Annotated in this window: 26 protein-coding genes, 1 tRNA gene and 2 pseudogenes; 13 read left to right on the plus strand and 16 right to left on the minus strand. The window is 68.0% G+C overall.

The features are described 5' to 3' along the window. Positions 1 to 100 precede the first annotated feature (100 nt). Both AB0N02_RS37585 and AB0N02_RS37590 read left to right on the plus strand, forming a co-directional pair. Positions 101 to 547, plus strand: a complete 447-nt coding sequence (locus AB0N02_RS37585; protein ID WP_363956901.1) for a hypothetical protein — start codon at positions 101 to 103, stop codon at positions 545 to 547. Next, positions 525 to 2,852, plus strand: coding sequence for a tetratricopeptide repeat protein (locus AB0N02_RS37590; protein ID WP_363956904.1), 2,328 nt, complete (start codon positions 525 to 527; stop codon positions 2,850 to 2,852). The genes AB0N02_RS37585 and AB0N02_RS37590 overlap by 23 nt, the downstream gene beginning before the upstream one ends. Before the next feature lie 631 nt (positions 2,853 to 3,483). On the opposite strand, the gene AB0N02_RS37595 is transcribed toward AB0N02_RS37590, so the two are convergent. Then, a complete protein-coding gene (locus AB0N02_RS37595; RefSeq protein ID WP_363956907.1) occupies positions 3,484 to 3,639 on the minus strand; it encodes an anacyclamide/piricyclamide family prenylated cyclic peptide in 156 nt (51 codons plus the stop codon). 54 nt (positions 3,640 to 3,693) lie between these two features. Continuing rightward, a complete protein-coding gene (locus AB0N02_RS37600) occupies positions 3,694 to 3,843 on the minus strand; it encodes a hypothetical protein (RefSeq protein WP_363956910.1) in 150 nt (49 codons plus the stop codon). A gap of 339 nt (positions 3,844 to 4,182) precedes the next feature. On the opposite strand from AB0N02_RS37600, the pseudogene AB0N02_RS37605 reads away from it, so the two are divergent. Then, positions 4,183 to 4,296, plus strand: a pseudogene (locus AB0N02_RS37605) (IS5/IS1182 family transposase); the annotation flags it as partial. Positions 4,297 to 4,332: 36 nt separating this feature from the next. Here AB0N02_RS37605 and AB0N02_RS37610 read toward each other — a convergent pair. From AB0N02_RS37610 to AB0N02_RS37620, 3 genes are all read right to left on the minus strand, one after another. Further along, a complete protein-coding gene (locus AB0N02_RS37610; RefSeq protein ID WP_363956913.1) occupies positions 4,333 to 5,661 on the minus strand; it encodes an NF041680 family putative transposase in 1,329 nt (442 codons plus the stop codon). Between the two features lie 148 nt (positions 5,662 to 5,809). Further along, positions 5,810 to 6,109 carry a hypothetical protein gene (locus AB0N02_RS37615; RefSeq protein ID WP_363956916.1) on the minus strand — a complete coding sequence of 100 codons (300 nt, stop codon included), beginning with the start codon at positions 6,107 to 6,109 and terminating at the stop codon, positions 5,810 to 5,812. A gap of 328 nt (positions 6,110 to 6,437) precedes the next feature. Beyond that, positions 6,438 to 6,803 (minus strand): hypothetical protein, encoded by a 366-nt coding sequence (locus AB0N02_RS37620; RefSeq protein WP_363956919.1) that lies wholly within the window; start codon positions 6,801 to 6,803, stop codon positions 6,438 to 6,440. 659 nt (positions 6,804 to 7,462) lie between these two features. Here AB0N02_RS37620 and AB0N02_RS37625 point away from each other — a divergent pair. From AB0N02_RS37625 to AB0N02_RS37650, 6 genes and pseudogenes are all read left to right on the plus strand, one after another. After that, positions 7,463 to 8,242, plus strand: a complete 780-nt coding sequence (locus AB0N02_RS37625; RefSeq protein WP_363956923.1) for a hypothetical protein — start codon at positions 7,463 to 7,465, stop codon at positions 8,240 to 8,242. Next, positions 8,239 to 8,604, plus strand: coding sequence for a GntR family transcriptional regulator (locus AB0N02_RS37630; protein ID WP_363956926.1), 366 nt, complete (start codon positions 8,239 to 8,241; stop codon positions 8,602 to 8,604). Before AB0N02_RS37625 ends, AB0N02_RS37630 begins: the two co-directional genes overlap by 4 nt. A gap of 314 nt (positions 8,605 to 8,918) precedes the next feature. Next, positions 8,919 to 9,401, plus strand: coding sequence for a hypothetical protein (locus tag AB0N02_RS37635; RefSeq protein ID WP_363956929.1), 483 nt, complete (start codon positions 8,919 to 8,921; stop codon positions 9,399 to 9,401). Positions 9,402 to 9,524: 123 nt separating this feature from the next. After that, positions 9,525 to 9,592 (plus strand) — tRNA-Phe (locus AB0N02_RS37640). A gap of 555 nt (positions 9,593 to 10,147) precedes the next feature. Next, entirely contained in the window at positions 10,148 to 10,822 is a 675-nt protein-coding gene (locus tag AB0N02_RS37645; protein WP_363956932.1) for a hypothetical protein, read from the plus strand. A gap of 346 nt (positions 10,823 to 11,168) precedes the next feature. Continuing rightward, positions 11,169 to 11,258 (plus strand): annotated as a pseudogene (locus AB0N02_RS37650) (hypothetical protein); the annotation flags it as partial. A gap of 251 nt (positions 11,259 to 11,509) precedes the next feature. On the opposite strand, the gene AB0N02_RS37655 reads toward AB0N02_RS37650, so the two are convergent. From AB0N02_RS37655 to AB0N02_RS37690, 8 genes are all read right to left on the minus strand, one after another. Beyond that, positions 11,510 to 11,662, minus strand: coding sequence for a hypothetical protein (locus tag AB0N02_RS37655; protein WP_363957139.1), 153 nt, complete (start codon positions 11,660 to 11,662; stop codon positions 11,510 to 11,512). Then, the gene (locus AB0N02_RS37660; RefSeq protein ID WP_363956935.1) at positions 11,659 to 11,817 is read right to left on the minus strand and encodes a hypothetical protein; all 159 of its coding nucleotides are present in this window, start codon (positions 11,815 to 11,817) and stop codon (positions 11,659 to 11,661) included. The genes AB0N02_RS37655 and AB0N02_RS37660 overlap by 4 nt, the downstream gene beginning before the upstream one ends. A gap of 215 nt (positions 11,818 to 12,032) precedes the next feature. Further along, on the minus strand, positions 12,033 to 12,458 hold the full coding sequence (locus tag AB0N02_RS37665) for a hypothetical protein (RefSeq protein WP_363956938.1): 426 nt from the start codon (positions 12,456 to 12,458) through the stop codon (positions 12,033 to 12,035). A 156-nt stretch (positions 12,459 to 12,614) separates the two neighbouring features. Next, positions 12,615 to 12,854: an isocitrate lyase/phosphoenolpyruvate mutase family protein gene (locus tag AB0N02_RS37670; RefSeq protein WP_363956941.1), complete on the minus strand. Its 240-nt coding sequence runs from the start codon at positions 12,852 to 12,854 to the stop codon at positions 12,615 to 12,617. Between the two features lie 7 nt (positions 12,855 to 12,861). Beyond that, entirely contained in the window at positions 12,862 to 13,674 is an 813-nt protein-coding gene (locus tag AB0N02_RS37675; RefSeq protein WP_363956944.1) for an SDR family oxidoreductase, read from the minus strand. Continuing rightward, on the minus strand, positions 13,649 to 13,888 hold the full coding sequence (locus tag AB0N02_RS37680) for a hypothetical protein (protein ID WP_363956947.1): 240 nt from the start codon (positions 13,886 to 13,888) through the stop codon (positions 13,649 to 13,651). The genes AB0N02_RS37675 and AB0N02_RS37680 overlap by 26 nt, the downstream gene beginning before the upstream one ends. 46 nt (positions 13,889 to 13,934) lie before the next feature. After that, complete coding sequence (locus AB0N02_RS37685) at positions 13,935 to 14,273, minus strand: helix-turn-helix domain-containing protein (RefSeq protein ID WP_363956950.1); 339 nt, start codon at positions 14,271 to 14,273, stop codon at positions 13,935 to 13,937. Continuing rightward, complete coding sequence (locus tag AB0N02_RS37690) at positions 14,270 to 14,704, minus strand: SRPBCC domain-containing protein (RefSeq protein ID WP_363956953.1); 435 nt, start codon at positions 14,702 to 14,704, stop codon at positions 14,270 to 14,272. Before AB0N02_RS37690 ends, AB0N02_RS37685 begins: the two co-directional genes overlap by 4 nt. 305 nt (positions 14,705 to 15,009) lie before the next feature. On the opposite strand from AB0N02_RS37690, the gene AB0N02_RS37695 reads away from it, so the two are divergent. Genes AB0N02_RS37695 through AB0N02_RS37710 form a run of 4 tightly spaced genes read left to right on the plus strand, consistent with a single transcriptional unit; the run spans position 15,010 to position 20,260 of the window. Then, positions 15,010 to 15,174: a nitroreductase/quinone reductase family protein gene (locus AB0N02_RS37695; RefSeq protein WP_363956956.1), complete on the plus strand. Its 165-nt coding sequence runs from the start codon at positions 15,010 to 15,012 to the stop codon at positions 15,172 to 15,174. A 38-nt stretch (positions 15,175 to 15,212) separates the two neighbouring features. Further along, positions 15,213 to 18,554 carry a BTAD domain-containing putative transcriptional regulator gene (locus tag AB0N02_RS37700; RefSeq protein ID WP_363956959.1) on the plus strand — a complete coding sequence of 1,114 codons (3,342 nt, stop codon included), beginning with the start codon at positions 15,213 to 15,215 and terminating at the stop codon, positions 18,552 to 18,554. 45 nt (positions 18,555 to 18,599) lie between these two features. Continuing rightward, entirely contained in the window at positions 18,600 to 19,244 is a 645-nt protein-coding gene (locus AB0N02_RS37705; protein WP_363956962.1) for a hemerythrin domain-containing protein, read from the plus strand. Further along, positions 19,244 to 20,260, plus strand: coding sequence for a pyridoxamine 5'-phosphate oxidase family protein (locus AB0N02_RS37710; protein ID WP_363956965.1), 1,017 nt, complete (start codon positions 19,244 to 19,246; stop codon positions 20,258 to 20,260). The genes AB0N02_RS37705 and AB0N02_RS37710 overlap by 1 nt, the downstream gene beginning before the upstream one ends. A gap of 127 nt (positions 20,261 to 20,387) precedes the next feature. On the opposite strand, the gene AB0N02_RS37715 is transcribed toward AB0N02_RS37710, so the two are convergent. The 3 genes from AB0N02_RS37715 to AB0N02_RS37725 are packed head-to-tail and all read right to left on the minus strand — an operon-like array spanning position 20,388 to position 23,174. Beyond that, positions 20,388 to 20,981 carry a GNAT family N-acetyltransferase gene (locus AB0N02_RS37715; RefSeq protein ID WP_363956968.1) on the minus strand — a complete coding sequence of 198 codons (594 nt, stop codon included), beginning with the start codon at positions 20,979 to 20,981 and terminating at the stop codon, positions 20,388 to 20,390. Further along, complete coding sequence (locus AB0N02_RS37720) at positions 20,978 to 22,450, minus strand: APC family permease (RefSeq protein ID WP_363956971.1); 1,473 nt, start codon at positions 22,448 to 22,450, stop codon at positions 20,978 to 20,980. The genes AB0N02_RS37715 and AB0N02_RS37720 overlap by 4 nt, the downstream gene beginning before the upstream one ends. 28 nt (positions 22,451 to 22,478) lie before the next feature. Then, positions 22,479 to 23,174, minus strand: coding sequence for a GPP34 family phosphoprotein (locus AB0N02_RS37725; RefSeq protein WP_363956974.1), 696 nt, complete (start codon positions 23,172 to 23,174; stop codon positions 22,479 to 22,481). Positions 23,175 to 23,812: the final 638 nt, after the last annotated feature.

Consider the following 23,812-nt stretch of genomic DNA (forward strand, 5'->3'; position numbering starts at 1 on the left):
CCGGTGTTGGCTGGGGTTTGGTGATTAGAGTCGCTCATGGCGAGGGTGCTAGGGGCATGCCGTCGAAGGGGCATCACAGCGTCTGAGGAGAGCTGAAGGCGTGAGCGGGGATCTGGTGAGTCTGGCCCATGAGGTGTCGCCGTATGTGACGGCGGCGGTCAGTGCGTACGGCGCGGCGGTGCTGGCCCGGGCGCAGGAGGACGCGGCCGATGCCACGGTGGGGTGGGGGCGGCGGATCCTGCAGCGGATTTTCGGGATCCAGGCCGAAGAGGATGCTGTGCCTGACGAGGTGGCAGAGCTGGCCGACGATCCGGACAACACCGATCTGCAGGCGGCGTTGCGGGTTCAGATCCGCAAACTTCTGGCCGCGGATCCGCAGCTGGCTGCCGAGGTGGCTCAGATGGTTGAGCAGGCCCGCAACCAGGTGGCGGTCGGCCAGGGGCAGGTGAACGCTCAGGCATCCGGTAACGCGCAGCAGGCCAATCTGGGCCAGGGGACGATGAACGTCTCGTTCGGTGCTCAGCGTGACCGATCCGCCGACCGGTAACGTCGAGGCCCAGGCCCAGGGGAATTCCAGGCAGTTCAACCTGGGCCAGGGCACGATGAACGTGCACCTGGCGGCCGAACGTCCGACGACGGCGCTTTTCACCGTGATCCCGCCGCCGGATCTCGTGGGCCGCGATCAGGAGATCAACGCGTTGCTGGCCGGGGTACGGGGTGCCCGGGAAGCGGGCTGCCCGCTGGTGGTGACGGCGTTACAAGGAATGGCCGGGGTGGGAAAGACCGCGTTGGCGCGGGCGGTGGCGGCCCGGCTGACCGGAGAGTTTCCCGATGCCCGGTTAGAGGTGGACCTGTATGGGTTCACTCCGGGCGAGGAGCCTCGCGATCCAGCCGATGTGCTGGCCGAGCTGCTGAGTCTGGCCGGGTTCCAGGCTGCTGATCTTCCGGTGAGCTTGCCGGGTAAATCACAACTGTGGCGATCCTGGCTGGCTGGGCGCGATGTGCTGTTGGTGCTGGACAACGCCCGTGACGCCGCGCAGGTTCGCCCGCTGCTGCCCGGAGCGGCGTCACAGTGCCTCGTGTTGATCACCAGCCGCAACGAGCTAGACGATCTAGACAGTGCGACCCGAGTTCGCCTGGACACCCTTCCAGTCGCGGACGCGCTCACCTTGCTTGACCGTCTATCGGGACGAACGGTTTCCGCTGATGATGAACTCAGGGGAGAGCTGGCCCGCTTGTGCGGCTATCTGCCGCTAGCGCTTCGCCCGGTGGGTGCGTTGCTGGCCGAGGTGTCCGACGCCGAGGTGATAGAGGCGATGCGGTCTGCGGCCCGCCCACTGCTCCACGTCCCCACGGGAGAGCGCGCCGTCGCCGCCGCGTTCAACGTCTCCTACTTCGCGGCGAACACGGCTGAGCAAGCGATGCTGCGAGCTTGCGCCTGGCATCCAGGCCCCGACTTCGACGCCTATTCGCTGGCCGCGTTGACCGAGTGCGCTCCAGCGGTCGCCGCGCTGGCCCTGGCCGGACTGGCTAAACGCAGCATGCTGCTGCGCTTGCCCGGTCGCCGCTATGCCTTCCACGACCTGTTTCTGGGCTACACCCAAGAGCGGGCCTCCCATGACGATTCCGATGTAACGGTCGCCGACGGGCACGAGCGGTTGTGTGCTTACCTGTTCACTACAGTCGATCTGGCGACTGATGAACTTCTTGGGCGTGCCGAGACGCGCGGAGACTCCTATCCTGGCCCGGCGTTAGGCAGCCCCAAACAGGCCCATGATTGGCTGACGGCCGCAACGGCAGAGCTTCGCAACGTGGCCCACTTTGCACTGGCATCCAACTTGCCCTCCGCGGTTCGGCTGTCTCGGATAGTCGCCTGGTGGTTGTTGATGGATAACCGGCCAGATCAGGCCTACGCCTTGCGCACTGAAACCGCTGACCATTGTCATCGAGGAGGAGACCGGCTCGGCCAGGCCGACGCGATGATCGGCTTGGGGGATGTGGCCGCGACGCGGGGTGAGTACGGCGAGGCCAGCGAGGCCTACCGGCAGGCCCGCGCCCTGTATGAGGAGATCGGGGACCGGCTCGGCCAGGCCCACGCGATGAGGGGCTTGGGGGGTGTGGCCGCGACGTGGGGTGAGTACGGCGAGGCCAGCGAGGCCTACCGGCAGGCCCGCGCCCTGTATGAGGAGATCGGGGACCGGCTCGGCCAGGCCGACGCGATGATCGGCTTGGGGGGTGTGGCTCGGATACGGGGCGAGGCCGCCGAGGCCGCCGAGGCCTACCGGCAGGCCCGCGCCCTGTATGAGGAGATCGGGGACCGGCTCGGCCAGGCCCACGCGATGATCGGCTTGGGGGATGTGGCCGCGACGTGGGGTGAGTACGGCGAGGCCGCCGAGGCCTACCGGCAGGCCCGCGCCCTGTATGAGGAGATCGGGGACCGGCTCGGCCAGGCCCACGCGATGAGGGGCTTGGGGGGTGTGGCTCGGATACGGGGTGAGTACGGCGAGGCCGCCGAGGCCTACCGGCAGGCCCGCGCCCTGTATGAGGAGATCGGGGACCGGTTCGGCCAGGCCCACGCGATGATCGGCTTGGGGGATGTGGCCCGGATGCGGGGTGAGTACGGCGAGGCCGCCGAGGCCTACCGGCAGGCCCGCGCCCTGTGTGAGGAGATCGGGGACCGGCTCGGCCAGGCCAACATTTCACTGAGTGAAGCTCGCATGGCGGAAAGCCGAGGAGACTCTGCACTGGCCTGCGTCGCTTTTGCTAGGGCGGGCCGCATCTACGGCATGATTGGGCTTGTGTACTGGGAGAATCACTGTGATCAAGAGCGCAGCCGACTCGGCTGTAGTTGATGTGGTGGCAGCGTTTGTACAGCAACAGAGCCTCCCAACACTGCACACCGACGACCGCCGTCACATGTCCGAACAAGTAAGAAGCCCTCTAGTTCATGATCGTCGCCCGTTTGCAAGCAGGCAGTCATGCCGTGCGTCGTTTCCGGCCCTGAGTCTGGCGAGTGTCCTCTGTGTCAGGCTCAACTGGGACACGTGCGGGATGATCTTGCAGTCGGTGTAGGGTGCGCAGGACGTTCGCACAGCTCACGCCACGTGCGTTGGCTGTACGGCCTCCGCACTCCTAATGAGGTGCTCTTTTAGCTGCTGAGTGGCCGGCTTCCGCTTCTCGGGCCTGGCGCCCCGCAATATGGATTCACTTGCCACCAAATAGCGGTCCGAGCAGGCTGCGGTGGCGACCTCCGGCGCCATGGCCTTCGTGGTTCAGGTCGTCTACTACGTGGTGCCTGGTGAAGGGAGCGTCAGTAACGATGGCTCGGCCAGCTCCTGCTGTGGTCGAGCAAGCAGCCCGTCTACCAGGACGCACGAACGGTCCGGGCCGTCGAGGCGGCGCGGCCCCTGCCGTAGCCGGATGTGTCTTTGGTCTGGAGCCCCGCCACTCCGAAGAGCGGCGGGGCCACTTCACGGCGTGCGGCTAGTTGTCGTCGTCACCCGCGAAGGGGAAGCCCGAGACAAGAGGTTTGAACGTGAGGAATGACGGGACGACACCCACGGTGGCGCTGGCGGCGGTTCCGGTGATGGTGCGCTCGACCGGTGCGGACTGGTGCGGCATGGTGCGCGAGGTGTTCATGGTGCTCCTCCCGAAGGACGACGGGGCCAGTTCACAGCGTGCAGCTAGTTGGCACTATCGGCGTCCCCAAAAGGGGGAGGCGATCTTCCCGAGTTCATCGAGCAATCCTGACGGGACGACGCCGGAGCTGTTGCTTACGGCGGTTCCGGTGATGGTGCGCTTGACGGGGGCGGACTGGGGCGGCATGGTGCTCGTGGTGTTCATGATGCTCCTTTGTGTAGGAGTTACCGACACCCCATCGTCACATAACTCTGTGTAGTATTGAACTTGCGGAGAGTGCTCGCTCTTTTGAGGTGACACCAGTGTGGCGGTCCAGGCTGAAATCAAACCCGGGCCGCCGCACCGGGCTCCGGCCTCTGCCGTAGACCCGCCTCGGATGCAGCGCGGCCCCGGTCCTCCAAGAGGATCGGGGCCGCTTTCGTCTTGTAATCGGCCGCGCCGTATGTGCATTCTGGTCCCCCCGCAAACGGCCGGCGTCCTGGCGAGGGGGGCCGACGGCGTTCGATGCGGGTTGCCTCCAGGAGATGCACGTGATCCGCCTCGCACTGGTTCCGGCGCCTGCGCCTCCGCTGGGAAGTTCGCGACGACATCCACGAGGACTTCCTCGGCCTCGGTTGCGCCTTGATCTGCTGGCGCCGTCTCAACTCATTGCGTTAGTAGTTCTTAGCTTCGCTTTTAACCCGGCGACGAGTGTCAGGCTGTCTGGTTGGTCGTTTTGATAGCTGGGTGACGGGGAGCGGGGCCACGGTTACTGCCGCGTGGGCGGCCTGGAGAGTGTCCACAGGGTTGTGGTGCGCTGGCAGGAGTACCGACCTTCGCGCGAACGGAACAAAATGCGCGCCGTACCCGCCCGGGGGTCAACCGGCAGATAGGCAGTGGTTTCTCCCAGGGCAGGCGCAGGTCGGTGACAAGGGCGCGGGCCAGGCACAGCTGGGTGTAGGCGGCGAGGATGAGCCAGGTCCACCGGTCGGCTTGTTCAGGAGTACGGGGCCGGGGCACGGTCCAGTTCAAGGTCTGCTTGCAAAAGCGGAAGGTGTGCTCGAGGTCGAACCGCCGCACATAAGAGCGCCACAGCAGGTCCAGATCCGGCGGGCAGCCAGTGGGACTGTGCCACCACAGCCACAGGGTCGTGGGCGTGCGGGTACGGCCGGGCAGCGCGGTCACGGTGAGCCGGATTACGGTGCCGGGCACGATCGGGCGCGGGCCACGGCTGCCGTGCCCGGCGTGCTGCTGGGTCTTGGCGTGCAGGTCACTCCAGGCGCACACGGTGATCGTGCCGTACTGCGCGTCCGTCGTGGACAAGGTGGTGCTCGGAGTCGGCCAGGTACTCTCATCACCGCATACGAACTTGGTGCCGTGGCGGCGCGGTCGTCCGAGGGCATCTGGTCTGGCGGGCGGTGGATCGGCGTAGAAACAGCGATCAGAGCGGATCCGCACCAGTATTTGCGCCGGTGCGCACTGCAGGGCAAGGACCAGCCGGACCGCGTCGTAGCCGCCGTCGAAGACGAACAGCGGCACCTGATCGCCGGTCTCGGGCAGGCGCGGCAGCAGGCGCAGGATCTGGACGGCCGCGACTTCGTTGATGTTGGTGCCGGGCGGCAGGCGCATCACATCCAGCGGGGCGGTCCAGGAGTCGGTCGTCAGTTTCAGGCTGGCCAGCCAGGAGAACGCCCATCCGGCGATGATCGGTTTGCCTGCCGAGTGTCGGGCGGGGTGGTAGTAGAACCCCCGGCCGGGTGAGCATTCGGCATCGTTGCGCGCCCAGCAGCTGACATCGGCTGCGAACACCGCGGGCTGCTGACCTACCTGTGTGGCCAGCAGATCGCGAAGAGCGTCGGTGTTGATGTGTCCTTTGGCGAGTGCGGCGTATACGCTGCCGTGGCCGCGCCGGTGCAGGGGGTCTAGCGATAGGTGCGGCAGCGAAGGTACCGGTCCGGTGGCCAGGATGGCGTCGGTGAGTTCGAACAGCGCGTCCGGACGACGGGTGAAACAGTTCATCAGTTTCTGCTGGAAGGACGTCAAGCTGGTCAGGGCTTGGCGGGATGAGTTTGGCGAGAGCAGACTCGTAACGACGGCCACCGCACACCTCCGGGCACTTGGTCGTACTCGGAGCATCGCGCGGTGGTCGTCCCACGTCGAGAACCACCCGCTACCAGGTTAAAAGCGAAGCTTAGCCGCGCTTGTCCACCCACCAGAGGTGGAGGGACCCATTGAAGTAGGCGGAGGATGTGCCGCCCACCGGCGCCCAGTTGCCCACCACCAGCTGTCGCTGGTTCAGGCGGTCGATGTAGGCGATGCTGATGCGCTGTTCTCCGGTGCCAGTGGTGCAGGTGCTAGCGCCGTAGCCGCCCCGCATGTCCACAGTGCAGGTGTCGGGGATGGCGTGGGCCGGTGCGGCGGTGATTAGCAGCAGGCCGACGGAGAGAAGGGCGGCGGTGGAGAGGGCTGCTGCTCGTTTCCTGGATTTCACGTGCACTTCCTCCGGTTATTCTCGAAAGTCGATCGCACGAACCTTGTTTAGGAAAGTTTCCTAAACAAAAGATACTTGCCCGGAGATCGGCGTCAAGAGGTGTCTCACCGACGACACGGGGCGTCGGTAAGACTCGCCTCACCAGGGGCAATGTAGAACGGCGGTCCTGCTCACGGCAGTTCTGGCTGTCGGGAAGCTTGCTTCCGACAGCCAGAACCAGTCGTCGGAAAATCCAGCGTGGATGTGCTGTCCGCCCACCCCCGCCCGACCGGTGAGCGGACAGCAGGACGCCCCCGCCGTTATCAGGGCGGGGGCGCTGGTGTCGACGTCAGCGGTTGGTGTCGTCGGTCGGGCTGGGGGTGGGCACGTTCGGGCAGTCCGCGGCGAGCTCGGTCAGGGTGTCGCGCTCGGCTTCGGCGGCGAATCGGTGGTGTGTGGTGCGGCCGCCCGCTTTCCCCTCGGTGAAGGCGCGGTTTTCGTACGCAAAAATGTGATCTACATCATAGATAAGGTAGTTAGTACATTGTTTGTAATCTTTGCTCTGAATGCTGTGCGATGGAGAAATGGTCAAGATTAATTGCCGTACTTGCGGTGCCCATGCCGAGTTCCCGTCTCCTACGTGGAGGCGAACAATGAGCTGCTCAACCAGTGGTGGGACGACGCTCACGTCGGCTACGACGATGCCGACGAGCATGTGCGGGAGACCACTCGGGCCTCGAATGGTTCATGGGTTTTCTGAGCTGGGGAGCCGGGTCGCGGAGCTACGCCAGGTGATGGCTCAGCTTCCGGGCATGTCCACGGAGGTGGTGTACAGCAGCGGCATACAGCAACACCGTCTTACGTGATCACATCCCACCGAACCGCATCCACCACCTGACCAGCGCATGAGCCTCCCGAACTGGCACCCGCCGTTGACTCGTAATGAAAAGGGCTGGGGTTCGATTCCCCAAGGCGGCTCCAGGTCAGAGGCCCCCGCCGCGTTGCGACGATCCCTGGAATGCGCCAGGCCCTGCAGACGGCCACCCCCTCCAGCATTCCGCGGATGCCGCCGGCGGCGGCTCGGACGACATCGGCCGCCCTGAACGACCGGACCATGGTGGCCGACAAACCGATGGTCAGGGCGAACCCGGCTCAGAAGGTCGATGAGGACTTCCGCGGCAGCCCATCGCGGCAACTCGTCCGGGACACCGTGGTCGCGTGGCCCCCGACCAACCATTCCCGGCCAGGCGTGGCATGTCGCACGCCCATCGGGTCTGTCCGGCCACTGTGACAGCGTCCGACCGGGGATTGACATTGTCGCATGCTATGACTCATCTTATTGAGACAAAGCTTGCGACATTCGGAGGTGGTGGCATGCGCCAGACAGATCACACGGAGGCTGGGCTGTGGCTGGCCCGGCATGGCTTGGCCGACGCCGAGCCGACCCCGCTGCTCGCGGCGCGGCTGGCGGTGCGGCGGCGTGCCAAGGTCGCCGACAGCCTCCTGCTGGGCGTGTTCATACTCGGCGTGGCACTCACACGCGTGTCGGTGCGGTCCACCGACGTCACGTCCTCCTGGCTGCCGCTGCTGGTGCTGACGGCGTTGGTGGCCGGGTTGCTGGTGGCGCAGTGGCTGCTCGGCTGGTGGGTGCGGCGCGTCGACCGGCAGGCCGGCGCGCAACTGTCCCGGCGGGTGGCCCACCTCGTCGAGCTCGGCTGGCCGGCGGTGCTGGGCCGGCCGCATGCCGTCTTCACGGTCGCCACCTTCACCGGCGCCCTGCTGCTCACGGTGAGCGTGCTGCCGGTTTCGGACTCCGGCGCGCGGTACGGGGCGATCGTCGTGCTGATCAGCCTCGCCGGGGTCGGCGCCGGTGTCATCATGCAGCTGCGCCAGGTGCTGGCGAGCCCGGCCGTGGCGGAGGATGAGACGTCGCTCACGGCCGATGTCATCATGCGGGTCGAGGACGCCCGCGCCCTCGTCACACCCAGCCTGGTGTGGTCGCTGCCGGCCATCTTCCTGTACGGGGAATCGAGCGGCTGGTGGAACGCGGCCTCGCTGGCGCTCGTGGTGGCGGGCACCATCGCGTTCTGCCTGATCCGGATCAGGGCCACGGGTGCCGGGACGGCGGCACGGCGAGCCATGGTCACCCGATGATCGTCATTGACGCGGCCTCGCCGACGCCGCCGTACGAGCAGCTCCGGGCCCAGCTCGCGAGGCAGATCCAGGACCGCTCGCTGGCCGTTGGCACGAGACTGCCGACGATCCGCCGGTTCGCGGCCGACCTCGGCCTCGCCGTGAACACCGTCGGTCGGGCGTACCGGGAGCTGGAGGAGGCCGGGCTGATCGAGACTCGCGGGCGGGCCGGCTCGTTCGTTTCGACCGCAGGCGAGCACGCCCTCGAGCAGGCCCGCCGAGCCGCCCGCGACTACGCGGCGGTCATCGCCAGTGTCGGCATCGACCCCACCGAGGCGATCCGGATCGTCGAGGCGGCATTGGGCCATGTTTCGATACCGTGAACAATCGATTACTCGCTGCTACTATGTCCTTGCCTGGAACTACTCGGTCCGCCCGCGCTCCATTCCCGCCGCGAACTACGTCCCCTGTTTCGCCACGTGATTAAGCGAAGGGGCTCGCGTATCCGGCAGTGCCGATTTCATAGTCATCGAGAAAGCATCTGTTCCTTTCAAAAAACGGCTACCGCTCGTTCCCCGTACCAGGTGTCCAGCGGGAGCAGGGGAGCGACACCAGGAAGACACGACCTGGCCCGTCGCCGGCTCCGCCGCGAAGATCGGCAGGGAGGTCAAGGCGGCGGTAGTCGATCATTTATAGATTGCGGAAGCCGGCTCGAATCGGTTCAGGGAGTAGCGGGATGGCGGATCTTTCCCGTGTGGAGCATCAGCGCCTGGTCGCGGTCACCGCGGCCCTGTTCACCCATGGATCCGATGACCCGGAGCTGGTCGATGTCTGGCTTCATCTGGAGTCGGTGACCGTCATGGTGTGTGTCGCAGCCGATTGGACGCTGCGGATCACACCGGACGAGCCCGAGGAGAGTTACACGATGCCGGAGCTCGGCAGCCGTGTCGACGTCGTCCCGGCTCCTGACGAGGTTCCGTTCGTGCGTCACGTCGGTGAACGGCTTGTGCGGGTGATCGAGCGATTCGACGCCGAGGCTTTCAATCAGTGCATGGAGGCGGAGTTCGTCTTCGACACGGGAAGTGTGGCCGCCTGGAGCTTCGGGGGCGATCTTCACCTGGCCGGAGGCGGACCAGGTCGTCACGGACGTGCTCCAGGCGGTGGAGATCCTGCGCAGTGAGTGCTGACCAAGAGGCCGCGTCGCGGCTTGCGGGGAAGGCCGGTCCAGCAGCGCGGTACAGCGACATCCCCACTCACGAGCACACTCGGGCCACCCTCCACACCCCTCTGACCACGGTCTCTGGTACCCAAGCAGGGTGATTGGTCCGCCTGAAAAGCGGAAGGTCGGCAGTTCGACCCTGCCCCTGACCACAACAACTGAGCAGTAGAGATGCCCCGAGCGATCATCGTTCGGGGCTTTTTTGATCTCCCGTGGACGCAACCCCCAGGCCTGCTATGCCGGTCAGCAAGTGTTCTCCGCGTGTGCGGGAACAGTCCCGAATACGGCGCCTGGATCACCTCATCACCGCACTGCTCCCCGTGGGGGCGGGGATGGTCCCTTCAGGTTGCACGGGCGAGGGCGTGGACGACTGCTCCTCGCGTGCGCGGGGGATGTGTCCATCGGGCGGGGAGCGCTCTCGCGTTGTGCGGCCAGGTAGAGCAGGCGGACAGCAGGACGCCTCCGTCCCTCGGAGAGGGGCGCTCAACACGCTGTTATCTGCGAAGCTCAGAGGAAGTACGCGTAGAAACGGTAGCTGTCTTGCCGTGTGACCGGCTTATCCCCGTAGCGGAAGATCCTCCTCTCGTTCACTCCAGTGTCGATTTCTAGATGTTGATCATCAGGTGATCTCGATGACAGCCTGTGCGCGGTGCCGGAGGCAACAGGCCCCGCACCGTCTCATCGCTGTTTCGGAAGGTGATCGACCAATGCGTTCCCTCGTTCTGTCCGCCGCCGTGGTCTCCACGGTCGTGGCCTTCGGCCTGGCCCTCGCGCCCGCCGCGGGCGCCGCCCCGTCCCCCTCCGCCTCCCCCTCGCCTTCTGACTCCTCTTCCGCCTCAGCCAGCGGCTTCGGGAAGACCCCGCAGGGCGAGCAGCACTGCGTGATCCGCCCGAGCACCAGCGAGCGCCCCGTCAACGCGACCTGCTACCGCACTTACGCCGAGGCCATCGCCGAGGTCACCGGAGGGAAGGTCACCGACGCTCCTGACCCCGCCACCATGACCGGCGCCGACCGCGCCGACCTCAACCGCCGTATCGAAGCTGCCAGCCGGGCCAACAAGCAAGCGAGTGCACTGGCGGACGAATACCCGTTCCGTGTCGCTACCGTATGGGAGCACGAGAACTACCAGGGCTCCAGCATGGTTTTTGTGAGCAAGGGGGGCTGCCGGAAATACGGAGACCTTTACAAATACGCGGAGCTGGCATACGGATGGAACGACAGGATCTCCTCATTCGAAGGCCATGAGGGCTGCCGGGGCCTGCTCTACGAGCACACCTACTTCGGCGGCTCCTACACCCAGCGGATTAACAAGGCCTCGTCGCTTGGCAGGATGAACGACCGGACCTCTTCCGCCCAGATCGGTTACATGCCGAACGAGTAGGCGCTCGTCGCTCGGCCGACTGAACGACCAGGCATCTTCCGTCCTTATCGGTAATCTCGCACTGTAACAACAGGGGGAGGGGCGAGCCGGTTGGTACGGGCCGAAGCCGTGGGAGGTCAGCGACGAGCTGAGGGCGGTCATCGAACCGCTGCTGCCCGAAGACCAGCGAAGAGCCCGCTGGCCAGGGCGGAAACGGCTGGATGACCGCCTGGCCCTGCAAGACATCCTGTTCGTGCCGCACACCGGCGTCGCCGGGGAGTACCTCTCCCAAGAGCCGGTGGTATGCCCCGGGTTGAGTAGAGATGGATTACTGGATTCTTGTGCCACTCGTTGAAAGGAGAGTGGCATGGGACGTCAGGGCTACCCGGCAGAGTTCCGGCGCAAGGTACTGGATCTGATCGAGGCGGGCCGCAAGGTCGCCGATGTGGCTCGTGACCTGGACATCAGCAGCCAGACGATCTACACCTGGCGGCGGCAGGACCGGGTCGACCGTGGCTTGGAGCCGGGCCTGACCAGCGCAGAGATGCCCCGAGCCGATCACGGCCGGGGCATTCTTGGTTCTATTGACGACGACCCTCCGGTCGGGGATCTCGGGGAGCGGGTCGGTGCCTTTGTGGAACCATACGGCCACGGCGGACATGTCGGTCGTCGCGTGGACCTCGCCGTGGATGAGGGCGCTCTCGGTGATCATGGAGAAGAGGGGGGCATCACCCGGCGGCGGTCGTCGTCCGGTGGGATCATCCAGGCCGAGATCTCCTGCTCCTGGAAGGAGGTGGCGATGATCGCGCCGATGGTCTCGGCGGCCCCGGGAGTGTTCTGAACGCGAATGATCTCTGTCATTCGGTCCCTCCCACGGCCGCCTGGGCGCCTCGCCCGATGTTCGCGTATACCCTCGGCCGGTTGGCCCGCAGGGCGAGTCCCCATGTGACGCCGAGTCCCGCGGCGACGAAGTAGACGGCGGGCATGATCCAGCGCAGCGGGGAGTCGGGGGCCACGCCGAAGAGACAGGCGCACTCTTCTGGGAGATCGACTCCTAAGGTCGCGAATCATTCTGTTAGGACTGGGGCGCCCAGGATTTTCCGGACAGTCGGCTTGTGGCCGTAACCTACGCGGCTCGTGGGTGTGAGCCCTCTGATCTGGCACCTGCCGTTGACTCGTAATGGAGGGGCTGAGATTCGAGCGGGAAGGCTGTGTTGGGCTCCTCGGTCTACTACGCGCGCACGGTGACCACTACTCGCGGCGCACAGAAGACCAGACGCAACGTGAAGGTCTCCAGCGTGAACAGGTCGGTGCCGTCCCAGTCGAACTGCCCGACCTGCCCCGGTGGAGCATCAGGGTCGGCGGCCACGCAGTCATGGCCCTCTTGGTCCTCGTGCCACTCGTCGAGGCGGACGTCCTCGAACCGGAAGACCACGACAGGCGTCTTCGACAGTTCGGGTGGAGTCCACTGCGGGTGGTAGATGAACTCCAACTCCAACGTCGGCGGTCTGCCGGGCTCGTAGGTCAGGCGCCTGAAGTAGGTGTCGTGAAGGTAGACGTGGGCGTCCTCCTCGGTCCAGAACTCGTACAGCCCTCCCTTGGACGTGATGCCACGATCTTTGTCCTTCGTCACGCCTGCAAACACGGTCACTGGCATGAGGACATGGTCCTATAGACCGGAACGATCTGGCAGGCTCCGGCAGAGCGGTGACAGCAACGTCCCCGCCCGCGGACTCACTTCGGTTACCGTCCACCACCCTCTGACCCCGGTGTCCAGTACCCGCGGTGGCGCCCCATCGGCATCACCACTTGGCTATAGGCGCCGGCACTGCGGTTGTCGGACCTCGGCGCGACAGGGCTCGCTCGTGGCACCCTCACCGTCGTCGTGGCCCAGAGCGGCGGCGATCGCGTTGCTCGCGGTCGCGACCACCGGGAAGCCTGCGTCGACGACGGCGCGGGCGCTGCCCACGTCCCAGGCGTTCGGCGGCACCAGCGGAGCGCCCGGGATGTGCGGGGAGCGAAGCAGCTTGGCCCTGTCGGCCTGATCGGACATGGCGGTCTCAGTCGACAAGTGCGCCGGCGGTCAGATTGGCGATTGTTCCGGTCATGGCTCCAGCTCGATCTGAAGCCAGGAACGCGGCCGTCTCCGCGATTTCGGAGAGCGTGGGCAGCCTCTTCAGAAGCGTCCCCTGCGCCATCCCTCCGCCTTCGAGCAATTCCTGGACCGACTGTTCGGCCGCTGCCGCGGTTTGCTTGAAGAGGTCCTTGGTGTAGGAACCCGCTGCCGGCGCATCGACGACAGCGTGTGGACGGATGCCGATCACCCGGATGTTGCCGGGCGCCAGCTCCGCGGCCAGAACCCGGGAAAAGGCCTCCTTGCCGGCCGCGCTCACGCTGTGCCCCAAGATGCCGCCTACAGCCAGTTTGGAACCCGGCTCGGACAAAGTCAGAATGACGCCGGGACGCTCGCGACCCATGTGCCGTGCCACAGCCTTGCTCGTGATGAACAGCGTCCGTAGAAAGCCGTCGATCGGCCGCATGAACTCCTCCAGCGAGAGGTCCGCCAGCGAAGTCCCCTGGTCGTGCATGACACTCACGGCGTTGAGGGCGATGTCGATGCCGCCGGCCGTCGCCGCGATCGTGTCGGCGTGCTTTTCGACCGCCTGTTGATCGAGAACGTCGACTTGCGAGGTCTCGACTGTTCCGCCCGTGGCGGCGATATCACGCGCCACGGCGTCGAGCTTCTCCTGTGTCCGCCCGGCGATGAACACCCTCGCGCCTTCCCGGGCGAATACCCGTGCGACTGCGCCGCCGATGGCACCCCCGCCTCCGTAGATCACAGCGTTCTTATCGCCAAGCAGCAATCCACTCATATGTGTCCTTCAAGGGGGATTGATTCTTCCGAATGATTACGCGGGCTCGATGGTCACACCGTCGCCGCTGCGAGTTCCGTCGCGCCGCAATCGCCGGAGGCTTCGGGAAGCCGGCGGCCCAGGTGGCCGGGATGAAGATCACCGCGATGAAGATCACCGCGATGATCAGGCCGGTGATCGCCGCGGACGAGGCGGCGAAGGTGCCGATCGCCACGCCACCGGCATACGAGCCCGGCGCGATGCCTGCGTTGATCTGTTGGTCAGTCGTGTTTCTGACGCTGGATCTGTTCTGCGATGCGCTTGATGCGGTTCAGCCGCGCATCCCAGGTCTTGCCGACTTCATTCAGTTGCCGGACGGCGCGGGCGAGCTGCGCCTCGTCAACTTTGTAGCGCCGCTCGCGGCCCATCGGTGTCGCGTGCACGAGGCCTGCGCGATCGAGGACGCCCAGGTGTTTGGTGACTGCTTGGCGCGAGATCGGGAGATGATCGCTCAGGCTGGTCGGCGTACCGACTCCTTCCGCGAGCAGCAGGTCGAGCAGGCGGCGCCTGATCGGGTCGCCGACCGCCGACCAGAGTTCGTCGTCGACGGCGACGGTCATCGCGCCACCACGGAAGGGGCGTAGCTCTGCAGTCTGGGCAGGAACATGTCCCAGCCGCGCTCGTGGTCGTGGAAGGCCTCCTCGAGCACAGCGGCCTCCCAGCCCTTCTCCCGCCAGCCGCTCTCGGTCAGGTGCAGAATCGTGCCGTCACCGGAGGGCTCGAGCTCGAAGGTGATCAGGAGGGAGTTGTCCGCATCGGGCAGCTGGCCGTCAGGGGCGATCCAGCGGATCGCGAACTTGCGGGGCGGATCCACGTCGACCACCGTGATCGATTCGACCACGGCGCGGTCGCCCCACGCCAGTTCGCCGACCGCGCCTGGCGCAGGCTCAAACGACGCGTCATCGGGCCACCACATCTTGATGTGCTCAGGACGACTCACCACATCGAACACGATCTCCGGCGTCGCGTCGATGCGGATCTCGCGCTCCAACTTTCCGAACTCCACCACGGGCCTCCAATAAGCAACCATCGGTTGCGCATGAATCTAGTGGTCGCGTCAACGATCCGCAACCTCGTGTTGCGTAACGACTGTGAGGTCGACGCAGGGGAGCGCTTGACCAGGCGACGGCGACCTTCGATTGACAGGCGCCTTGCGATGAGCCGTAGGAATCAGCACATGCCCGGGCGCTCTACCACGCCGATCTGGACTGCCCGGCTATCCGGGGGGGGCGTACGGCTGGCTGCGATTCGCGGCGAGAGCGTTTCTCGCCCGTGGCACTGGAAGGTGGTGAGCCGGTGACGGTCTTCTCGGTGATCGCGCCCCCGGCGGAGGGCGCCCGGCGTGACCGGCTGTTCGAGCAGGGGGTGCGCGAACAGCCGGGGTACGGCGACCGCCGGCACCAGACGGCTCGCACGATCCCGGTCGCGGTGCTGGAACGCCGGTCGGCTCCAGAAATGTAGAACTGGACCGGTTGAAGGCGCCTCCTTACCATTGGCCCGTGCGGCTGAACGTTCTCGGACCCATGGAACTCGTCGTGGCCGGGCAGGCCGTACCGGCCGGACCGCCGAAGCAGCGAGCCCTCCTGGCCCTCCTCGCGATGCACGCCGACCGCGTGCTCCCCGCGGACCTCCTGGCCGACCGGTTGTGGTCCGGCAACCCGCCGGCCAGCGCCCAGGGAAGCCTGCAGGTCTATGTCTCCAACCTGCGCCGTCTGCTGGAGCCCGGCCGGCAGCCGGGCACGACCCCGACCGTCCTGGTCAGCGCCGCCGACGGGTACGGCTTGATGACCGGCGGGCTCGGCCTCGACACGAGGAACTTCGAGACGCTCGTGTCGGCCGGGTCCGGTCATCTCGCCGAGGGACGGCACGAGGAGGCGGCGGCCGCCCTCGCCGAGGCGCTCGACCTGTGGCGGGGCGACCCGTACGCGGACGTGCGTTCCGAGGAGTGGGCGCAGCCGGAGATCGGCCGTCTGGAACAGGTGCGGCTGGACGCGGTGGAGGGGCTGGCCGCGGCCCTGCTGGAGCTGGGCCGCCACACGGACGTGGTCGCGCGGCTGGACCCGTTCGTCCGCGAGCATCCCCTGCGGGAGCGTGCCTGGGAACTGCTGGTGCTGGCCCACTACCGGGCGGGCCGGCAGGCGGCGGCCCTCAAATGCCTGCGCGGGGTGCGGGAGGTGCTCGCCGAGGAACTGGGCATCGACCCCGGGCCGCGGCTGCGGGAGCTCGAAGGCGCGGTGCTGCGCCAGGACGCCACGCTGCTCCCGCCGGAGCGGCCCGCCACACCGCAGGCCCCGCAGCGGCCCCTGGCCCGGACGACGGCCCGGACGACGGCGCGGACGGCGGTACGGACGGCGGTACGGACGACGGCACGCGGGGCTCCCGAGTCCGCGGCGGACCAGCCGGTCTTCGTCGGCCGCGAGAGCGCGCTGGAGTTCCTGAACGAGGCGGCGATGGCGTCGTCCGCCACCCGGCAGGTCGTGCTGGTGGACGGTGAGCCGGGCGTCGGCAAGACGAGCCTGCTGAAGCGGTTTCGCGCGACCGCCGACGTGCCGGTCGGCTGGGGGGCGAGTCCCGACCACGAGACCGCGCCCGCACTGTGGCCCTGGGAACGGGTCCTGCGCGACCTCGCCGCCGCGGCCCCGGAGGCCACCCTGCCCGACGAGGTGGGCACGTTCCTGTCGGGCGGGCTGGAGGCGATCCCGGCGTCCGACGCGCAGGGGGCGCGGCTGCGGTTCTTCGAGGCGGTCGGCACGTTCCTGGCCGGCGTCGGCCCGGTGATCGTCGTGCTGGAGGACATCCACGCGGCCGACGACGCGACGTTGCGGCTGCTGGTCCACGTGGCGTCCACCGCCCGGCCGGGCCTGCTGCTGGTGGCGACCTTCCGGCGGCACGAGGCGTCGGTGCTCACCGCCACGCTGTCGGCGCTGTCGCGGCTCGGCGCGCGCAGGCTCGGGCTCGACGGGCTCGCCACCGAGGAGGTCCGCGCGCTCGTCCGGGAGTTGTCCGGCCGCGACCCGGGCAGCCGCAAGGCCGAGGAGCTGCGCGGGCGCACCGCCGGGAACCCGTTCTTCCTCTCGGAGCTGGCCCGGGCGGGCGAGGAACTGCCGCAGGGCGTGCTGGACGTCGTGCTGCACCGGGTGGCGGGCCTGGGGGAGAAGGCGGCCCGCGTGCTGGAGCTCGCCGCCGTGATGGGCGACGAGTTCGAGGCGGGCGTCCTGGCCCAGGTCGCGGGCGGCACGGTCGGCGACCTGCTGCCGCCACTCGACGCGGCCCTCGACGCGGGGCTGATCCGGGAGTCGTCGTACCGGCTGGGCGTGTACGAGTTCGCGCACGCCCTGGTGACCGACGCGTTGCTGTCGCGCCGGTCGCGGCTGTGGCGGGCGGGCGTGCACGAGCAGATCGCGGGAGTTCTCACCCGCGTCCACGGGGACCGGGACGACCGCGCGGCGGTGATCGCGCGGCACTGGCTGGCGGCGGCGGAGCTGGGCGCGGAGCCCGCCCGCATGGCGATGGACTACTCCGCCCGCGCCGCGCGGGCGGCCCTGCGGCGGCACGCGCCCGACGACGCGGCCGTGTCGTGGCAGGAGGCGCTGGCGGCGGCCGAGCCGGCCGGGGCCGACGCGGCCGAGCGGTTCGAACTCGCCGTCGGGCTGGCGGAGAGCCGCTACGCCGCCGGGCGGTTCGACGAGGGCTACGAGGCGGTCGAGCAGGCGCTCGCCATGGCCGGCGCCGATCTGGACAAGGCCGTCAAGGTCGCCGACATCGCGATGGGACACGGCGTCTGGGTGCCTTTCCGGTACGGCCTTGACGTGGCCGCCGTGCGGGACTCGACGGACCGGGCCGTGCGAGAGCTGCCGCCGTCCACGTCGGCCTGGGCGACGGCACAGGCCGTCCGGGCCGTCGTGCTCGCCCAGACCGGCCGCGAGGACGAGGTCGGCCCGGTCTCGTCGCAGGCCGTGGCGGCGGCCGAGCGCCTGGGCGACCCCGCCCTGCTGCGGCGCGTGCTCCACCTGTCCCTGCTCGCCATGCAGGGACAGGACTTCATCGAGCAGCGCGCCGAGACCGCGTGGCGCCTGCTGGCGGAGCCGGACCTGTCGTCCCAGCTCAGGGTGATCGCACAGCTCCACCTCGTCGTTCATCTCGTGGAGCACGGCAGGGTGCCGCAGGCCCGCGCGCTGCTGACGGAGATCGACGTGCTGCTGCGCGACCTGCACAATCCCACGCTGGCGCTGCAGGCGGCGGTGGCGCACGTGGGGCTCGACCTGTTCCAGGGCGTGCCGGACCCGACGCGCCACTTCGAGCCCGTCCGGGCGACGCTGTCGTTCGCCGATCTCGCGTACTTCGAGGTGAGCATGCTCGCCGTACGGGCCGAGACGCTCATCCAGGAGGACCGCCTCGGCGAGGAGGTGGCATGGGTCGAGGAGATGTTCCGGCGTACCGGCCTGGCGGGGATCGCCTACGTCCTGGCGTACGCGCTGGCGGAGCTGGGCGAGCACGAGCGCGCCCGGCGGCTCCTGCGTGAGACCCCTCTGCCGCCGCGCGACTACCACTGGGCGACGGCCACCATGGGTCGGCTGCACGCGGCGATCCGGCTCGGCGAACCGGACGTCGTGTGGGAGGTCTACGACGCGTTCCGTCCCTTCGCCGGGCTGCTGCACGTGAGCGGCACGTGCACCACCGTCGAGGGGGCGTACGACGGCCACATGGGAGAGGCGCTGCTGGCGCTCGGGGACCGCGAGGGGGCGCTGGCCCACCTGCGGGAGGCGGTGCGCCTGCTGGAGCAGGCGGGCGCGGGCTACTGGCTGGCAAGGGCCCGACAAGCCCTCGACAAGTGCACGTAGAGGCGGGTCGCGCACTCTGTTCCCGACACGTGAGGGAACAGACTGATGATCACACCGGAACACCTGACCGGCTTCCTGATGATGCACGCCGGTTTCCGCGCCGAGTTCGGCCGCCTGGCCGAGGCGTGCGGCGACCCGCGCGACGACGCGCACGAGGAGCTGCTGGAGGAGCAGCTCACGCTCGTGCTGGACATGCTGCACGCCCACCACTCGCACGAGGACGACGGCCTGTGGCCCACGCTCGTCGGCCGCGCCCCGGAGGCGGCGGACGCGCTGGCCGAGCTGGAGTCCGAGCACTCCGTGCTCGACCCGCTCATCGCGGCCGCCTCCGATCGCGGGGTGCCCCTGGCCGAGCGCGCGCCCGCCCTGTGGCGGCTGCACGAGTTCGTCAACGAGCACCTCGACCACGAGGAGCGGATCGCGGTGCCGCTCATGCTCCGCCACCTCACCCTCGACGACGTCGAGGCCGACAAACGTCAGGCGATGGACGACTTCGGCCGCCGCCGGGTCCCCGTCATTTTCGGCTGGCTCGCCTCGAGCGCGGACGCCGACCTGCTCGCGGCGTCGTACGCCGACCTGCCCGTCGTGGCCCGGCTCATGTTCCGCCTGTTCTGGTGGCCGGCCTACCGGCGGCGCTTCACCCGCCTGTACGGCGCCACCGCCCCCGCAAACGCTCTCCTGGAGTCGTGATGACCACATCCGCATCGACCACGTGGCCGCGCGAGGCGGCCGAGATCTTCGACCGCGCCATGGTCTGCGAGTACGCCTCGCTCACCCGCGACGGCCGGCCCGTCACCTGGCCCGTCACGCCGTACGTCGGCGCGGGTGGCACGCTCGACGTGAGCACCGGGCTCGCCTACCCCGACAAGGCCGAGCGCGCCCGGCGCGACCCGCGCGTCGCGCTGCTCTACTCCAGCGCCGAGGGCACCGAACCGGACCGGGCGCCCATCGTCCTCGTGCAGGGCCGGGCGACCGTACGCGACGCGGATCTGCAGGCCGGCACCGACCGGTACGTCCGCGAGTCGCTCGCCAAGACCGGTGCCGGGTTCGCCGGGATGCCGTGGTTCCTGGTGAAGCGGCTGGGGTGGTATTTCGCCCGCATCTGGGTGGAGGTCACCCCCGAGCGGATCGTCTGGTGGCCCGAAGGCGGCCTGTCCAGGACGCCCGAGATCTGGACGGGCCCGGGGGACGTCGCGGTCCCCGCCTCCGATCCCGCCCCCACGGGGCCCCGGCTGCCGAGCCGGTCGGCCCCGCCGGCGGACTGGCGGCTCTTCGCCGACCGCGCGGCACGCCTGGGCGAGCCCGTCGTCACCATGGTCGTCGACGGTATGCCGCTGGCCGTGCGCACCCGCTCCGCCGTACGCACCGAGGCCGGCTTCGACCTGCGGCTGCCCGCGGGCGTCCAGGCGGCCGAGGGGCCGGTGTGCCTGACCTTCCACCGCCACGGCCCGGCCATGGAGTGGCAGGAGAACGTGGTGCTCGTCGGGACCGCGACCGGAGAGGGCGACCGGCTGAGCGTGCGGGTCGAGCGGGCCCTGAACGACTGGAGCCTCTCCGGGAACCGCCGCGAGCGGAACCGCTCGTTCCTCGGCCAGGGCAGGATGCTCAGGCGGCGCCTGAAGGCCGAGGCCGCCCGCCGCGGCCAGCCCGTCCCCCGCGTCCGCCGCCCCACGCCTGGCTCCGTCCGCGAAGCGGACAGCGCGTGACCGGCCCGCTGGATCCGATCCCACCTACGGGAACTCGATCCCGACGATCGTGCTGCCCAGTGGCCGGAATCGCCCCCGCTCCCGGTCCACGACGGGGCGGGGCCGGGGGCGGGGGGCGGTACTCGGGTCAGGGGTTCGAGGGGCGCCACATCGGGAGCATCGGCGGGCCGTCGGGCATGAGGATCGGGTCGCCGAGGTCCTGATAGCCGTGACGCAGGTAGAGCCTGCGGCTGCGGGTGCTGCTGGCCTCCAGGTACGCGGGTGTGCCCGCCTTGTCGAGCCCGCGGTGGTACTCCTCGAGTAGCCGGGTGCCCGTTCTCCGTCCCTGGTGCCCGGGGAGCACGGCGAGGAACGCCAGGTAGTGGTGCGGGTCGTGGGGGTGGCGTTTGTTCATCTCCTCCTCCATCTGCCCGATGCGCTCCGCGTGGGGGCCGGCGAACGCCTCCACCCGGGCGTCCCGGTCGGGGATCTCGGGGAGCGGGTCGGCGCCCTTGTGGAACCATACGGCCACGGCGGACATGTCGGTCGTCGCGTGGACCTCGCCGTGGATGAGGGCGCTCTCGGTGATCATGGAGAAGAGGGGGGGCATCACCCGGCGGCGGTCGTCGTCCGGTGGGATCATCCAGGCCGAGATCTCCTGCTCCTGGAAGGAGGTGGCGATGATCGCGCCGATGGTCTCGGCGGCCCCGGGAGCGTTCTGAACGCGAATGATCTCTGTCATTCGGTCTCTCCCACGGCCGCCTGGGCGCCTCGCCCGATGTTCGCGTATACCCTCGGCCGGTTGGCCCGCAGGGCGAGTCCCCATGTGACGCCGAGTCCCGCGGCGACGAAGTAGACGGCGGGCATGATCCAGCGCAGCGGGGAGTCGGGGGCCACGCCGAGCACGGTGTCGAAGTTGGCCATGACGAGCACGATGACCACGATCAGCAGGACCGAGGAGATACCCGGGGCGATCCTGGTCCGCCAGGCGTTCTCCTCGTTGGGGTTCTTGGCGAAGAAGACCAGCACGGAGATCGAGGTGGCCGCCAGCATCATGAGCAGTCCCAGGCCACCGAACGATCCGACGGTGAAGAACAGTTGGACGACCGGGTCCAGGCCGAAGACCGCGTATATGACGATCGTGACCAGCCCGATGACACTCTGCGCCAGCGAGCCGTTGATCGGGGCACCGGTCCGGGGGGAAGTACGACCGAAGGTCTCGGGCAGCACCCTCTCCCTGCCGAGGGCGAAGATGTAGCGGGAGATCGTGTTGTGGAAGGCGATCAGCGCGGCGAAGAGGCTCGTCACGAAGAGGAGGGAGCCGATGGTGGCGATGGTCGCCCCCAGGTGCTGCCCGGCCAGGTTGAACAGGAGGGCCGAACTCTGCTCGCGCGAGGTCTCGATGATCTTGTCCGAGCCGATCGGCACGGTCATCGCCCAGGACGACACGGCGTAGAGCCCGGAGATGGCGGCGAGTGCGACGTAGGTCGCGATCGGCACCGTGCGCCTCGGGTCCTTGGTCTCCTCGGAGAACACCACCGACGACTCGAAGCCCGCGAAGGACGCGATGCAGATCGCGACCACCGCACCGATCCCGGGGACGAAGAGGTTCGACGGGTCGAAGACGCCGAGGCTGTAGCCCGAGGCCGCCGGGTTGATCAGGTCCGCGATGTCGAACACGACGACGACGGCTATCTCCGTCAGCAGCAGGACCGACAGGACCTTCCCGTTCACGTCGACCCGCATGAGGCCGAGCACCCCGATCAGCACCCAGGCGCCCAGCCCGATGACCCACCAGGGCGGAGAGCTTCCGAACCAGTCGGCGATCAGCGGCTGGGCGGCCGCACCGATCATGCCGTAGAGACCCACCTGGAGCGCGTTGTAGGCCAGCAACGCGACCCACGCGGTCGCCACCCCCACCGGCCTGCCGAGTCCTTTCGCGGTGTACGCGTAGAACGCCCCGGCGTTGACGACGTAACGGGCCATCGTCACGTAGCCGACGGCGAACAGGCCCAGGATGGCTCCGAGCAGGATGAAGGCGAGCGGCACTCCGATCACGCCGGTCGCGGCGTAGGCGGAGGTCACCGAGCCACCGATGACAGTCAGCGGCGCCGCCGCCGAGATGACGAAGAACACCACCGACGGCACACCGAGGCGGTCCTGGGCGAGCGCGGCGGAAACGGCGCTGGCCCTTCGTTCTGTCACGGACATTGGGATCCTTGGAATGAGGGAGGTGGGTTCACCGGCGGGTGATGATGGAGTCACCTACGGCAGCCTCGGTCTGAGCGATCAGTTCCTGGAGCGGTGCCGGGAGGGCGGTGATCGAATCGGAGAGGTATCTCGGGTTCTGCTCCCACAGGACGAGCCGGCTGCCGCCGGTCGCGACGAGCAGCCCCAGCAGGACGCTGTCCTGGACGTTGAGTGGTTCACGGCGTTGGATCGCCAGGTTGACGCGTCCGCCGGGCCACGCCGCGATGTTCACGTCGACCGGTGCCTGCCTCCGCGACGGGCGTCTGCCGGGCGGGCGCAGCAGCCCGTCGGCGGTCATCCGGGCCGCCACGTCGGCGAGTGCCGTACGGGCGAGGAACTGCAACCAGGTGTGGAGGCGATGCGAGGGTTCGGCGATGATGTGGTTCAGTGCGGTCTCGGTGAGCGCGTCTCCGTGCGGCGCCGCGTCGAGAACGACGAGCCGTATCTGCCCCGCCGACAATCCCACGGTTGTCCGCCCGGCGAGCATCAGTTCTCCCAGGATGGCGGCGGCCAGCCCCAGACCGGTCAGGCGGGCATGAAGCCTCATCCGGCCGGTCGCGTTGTCATGCATGGCAAAGAACAGGTCGTTGGCCAATCGGGTTCTTGAAAGATCAGCTCCAGCCACGAACGGCGATCGTATAGCTAAATCATTAAATTTGTCATTATGTGAACGAAGTTCCGGCACCGGACATAGGTCGGCCAGACGAGAACTGAAGAAACGGACAGATAGCCAACAACCTGGAGCTGTGTCGAGAGGTGTCTCGAAAATTTCGGCGAATCCAAGAATTCACATATTTTTGGCCAGTTGTGGCCAGGTGGCGGGAGGTGGCCCGCCAAGGCTCGCCGGAGCCGGAACAGCCCTGGTCAGGCGGCTCTCGAAAGCGTGGCCCCGTGAACCCTGATGAGCCTCCATGGGATTTTAATGCGGGGATTTTTGGCAGTTTGAGACTGGCGTAATACCGCGCAGGCTTCCTCGCCCCCCGGCGCAGTGGTAGCGGGCGTCGTACGCGTCCGCGTGGAGCAGCACATCGACGCGCTGTTCGGCGACAATGCCATCGGCTGGGACCTGATCGAGAAGCACTGGACGGACCTGCTGCGCATTGTGATCTTCATTTGCACCGTCTACTCCACCGCGCTGGACATCCCGACGCGGCGAACGCGCCGGCCGCCGAGGGGCACCCGGTCGACCACGACGACCTGGCCGTCATCACCCCCTGCATCACGCATGCCATTCGCCGGCTCGGCGACCTCGTGCTCGACCTGGACCCACCCGGCGCGGTGCCGGCCACTCGGCTGGACCTCGAACCGCGCGCCCTGTTCCTC

This window comes from Streptosporangium sp. NPDC051022 (genome assembly GCF_040683035.1).
Taxonomy (GTDB): Bacteria; Actinomycetota; Actinomycetes; order Streptosporangiales; family Streptosporangiaceae; genus Streptosporangium.

Excerpts from the sequence above, each read along its gene's own strand:
- AB0N02_RS37720 (WP_363956971.1), bottom strand. The coding sequence starts at position 22,450 with ATGTCCGTGACAGAACGAAGGGCCAGCGCCGTTTCCGCCGCGCTCGCC.
- AB0N02_RS37665 (WP_363956938.1), bottom strand. The coding sequence starts at position 12,458 with ATGCCAGTGACCGTGTTTGCAGGCGTGACGAAGGACAAAGATCGTGGC.
- AB0N02_RS37670 (WP_363956941.1), bottom strand. The coding sequence starts at position 12,854 with ATGTCCGATCAGGCCGACAGGGCCAAGCTGCTTCGCTCCCCGCACATC.
- AB0N02_RS37675 (WP_363956944.1), bottom strand. The coding sequence starts at position 13,674 with ATGAGTGGATTGCTGCTTGGCGATAAGAACGCTGTGATCTACGGAGGC.
- AB0N02_RS37685 (WP_363956950.1), bottom strand. The coding sequence starts at position 14,273 with ATGACCGTCGCCGTCGACGACGAACTCTGGTCGGCGGTCGGCGACCCG.
- AB0N02_RS37705 (WP_363956962.1), top strand. The coding sequence starts at position 18,600 with ATGATCACACCGGAACACCTGACCGGCTTCCTGATGATGCACGCCGGT.
- AB0N02_RS37710 (WP_363956965.1), top strand. The coding sequence starts at position 19,244 with ATGACCACATCCGCATCGACCACGTGGCCGCGCGAGGCGGCCGAGATC.
- AB0N02_RS37625 (WP_363956923.1), top strand. The coding sequence starts at position 7,463 with ATGCGCCAGACAGATCACACGGAGGCTGGGCTGTGGCTGGCCCGGCAT.
- AB0N02_RS37645 (WP_363956932.1), top strand. The coding sequence starts at position 10,148 with ATGCGTTCCCTCGTTCTGTCCGCCGCCGTGGTCTCCACGGTCGTGGCC.
- AB0N02_RS37655 (WP_363957139.1), bottom strand. The coding sequence starts at position 11,662 with ATGACAGAGATCATTCGCGTTCAGAACACTCCCGGGGCCGCCGAGACC.
- AB0N02_RS37600 (WP_363956910.1), bottom strand. The coding sequence starts at position 3,843 with ATGAACACCACGAGCACCATGCCGCCCCAGTCCGCCCCCGTCAAGCGC.
- AB0N02_RS37715 (WP_363956968.1), bottom strand. The coding sequence starts at position 20,981 with ATGACAGAGATCATTCGCGTTCAGAACGCTCCCGGGGCCGCCGAGACC.
- AB0N02_RS37595 (WP_363956907.1), bottom strand. The coding sequence starts at position 3,639 with ATGAACACCTCGCGCACCATGCCGCACCAGTCCGCACCGGTCGAGCGC.
- AB0N02_RS37620 (WP_363956919.1), bottom strand. The coding sequence starts at position 6,803 with ATGCTCGTCGGCATCGTCGTAGCCGACGTGAGCGTCGTCCCACCACTG.
- AB0N02_RS37630 (WP_363956926.1), top strand. The coding sequence starts at position 8,239 with ATGATCGTCATTGACGCGGCCTCGCCGACGCCGCCGTACGAGCAGCTC.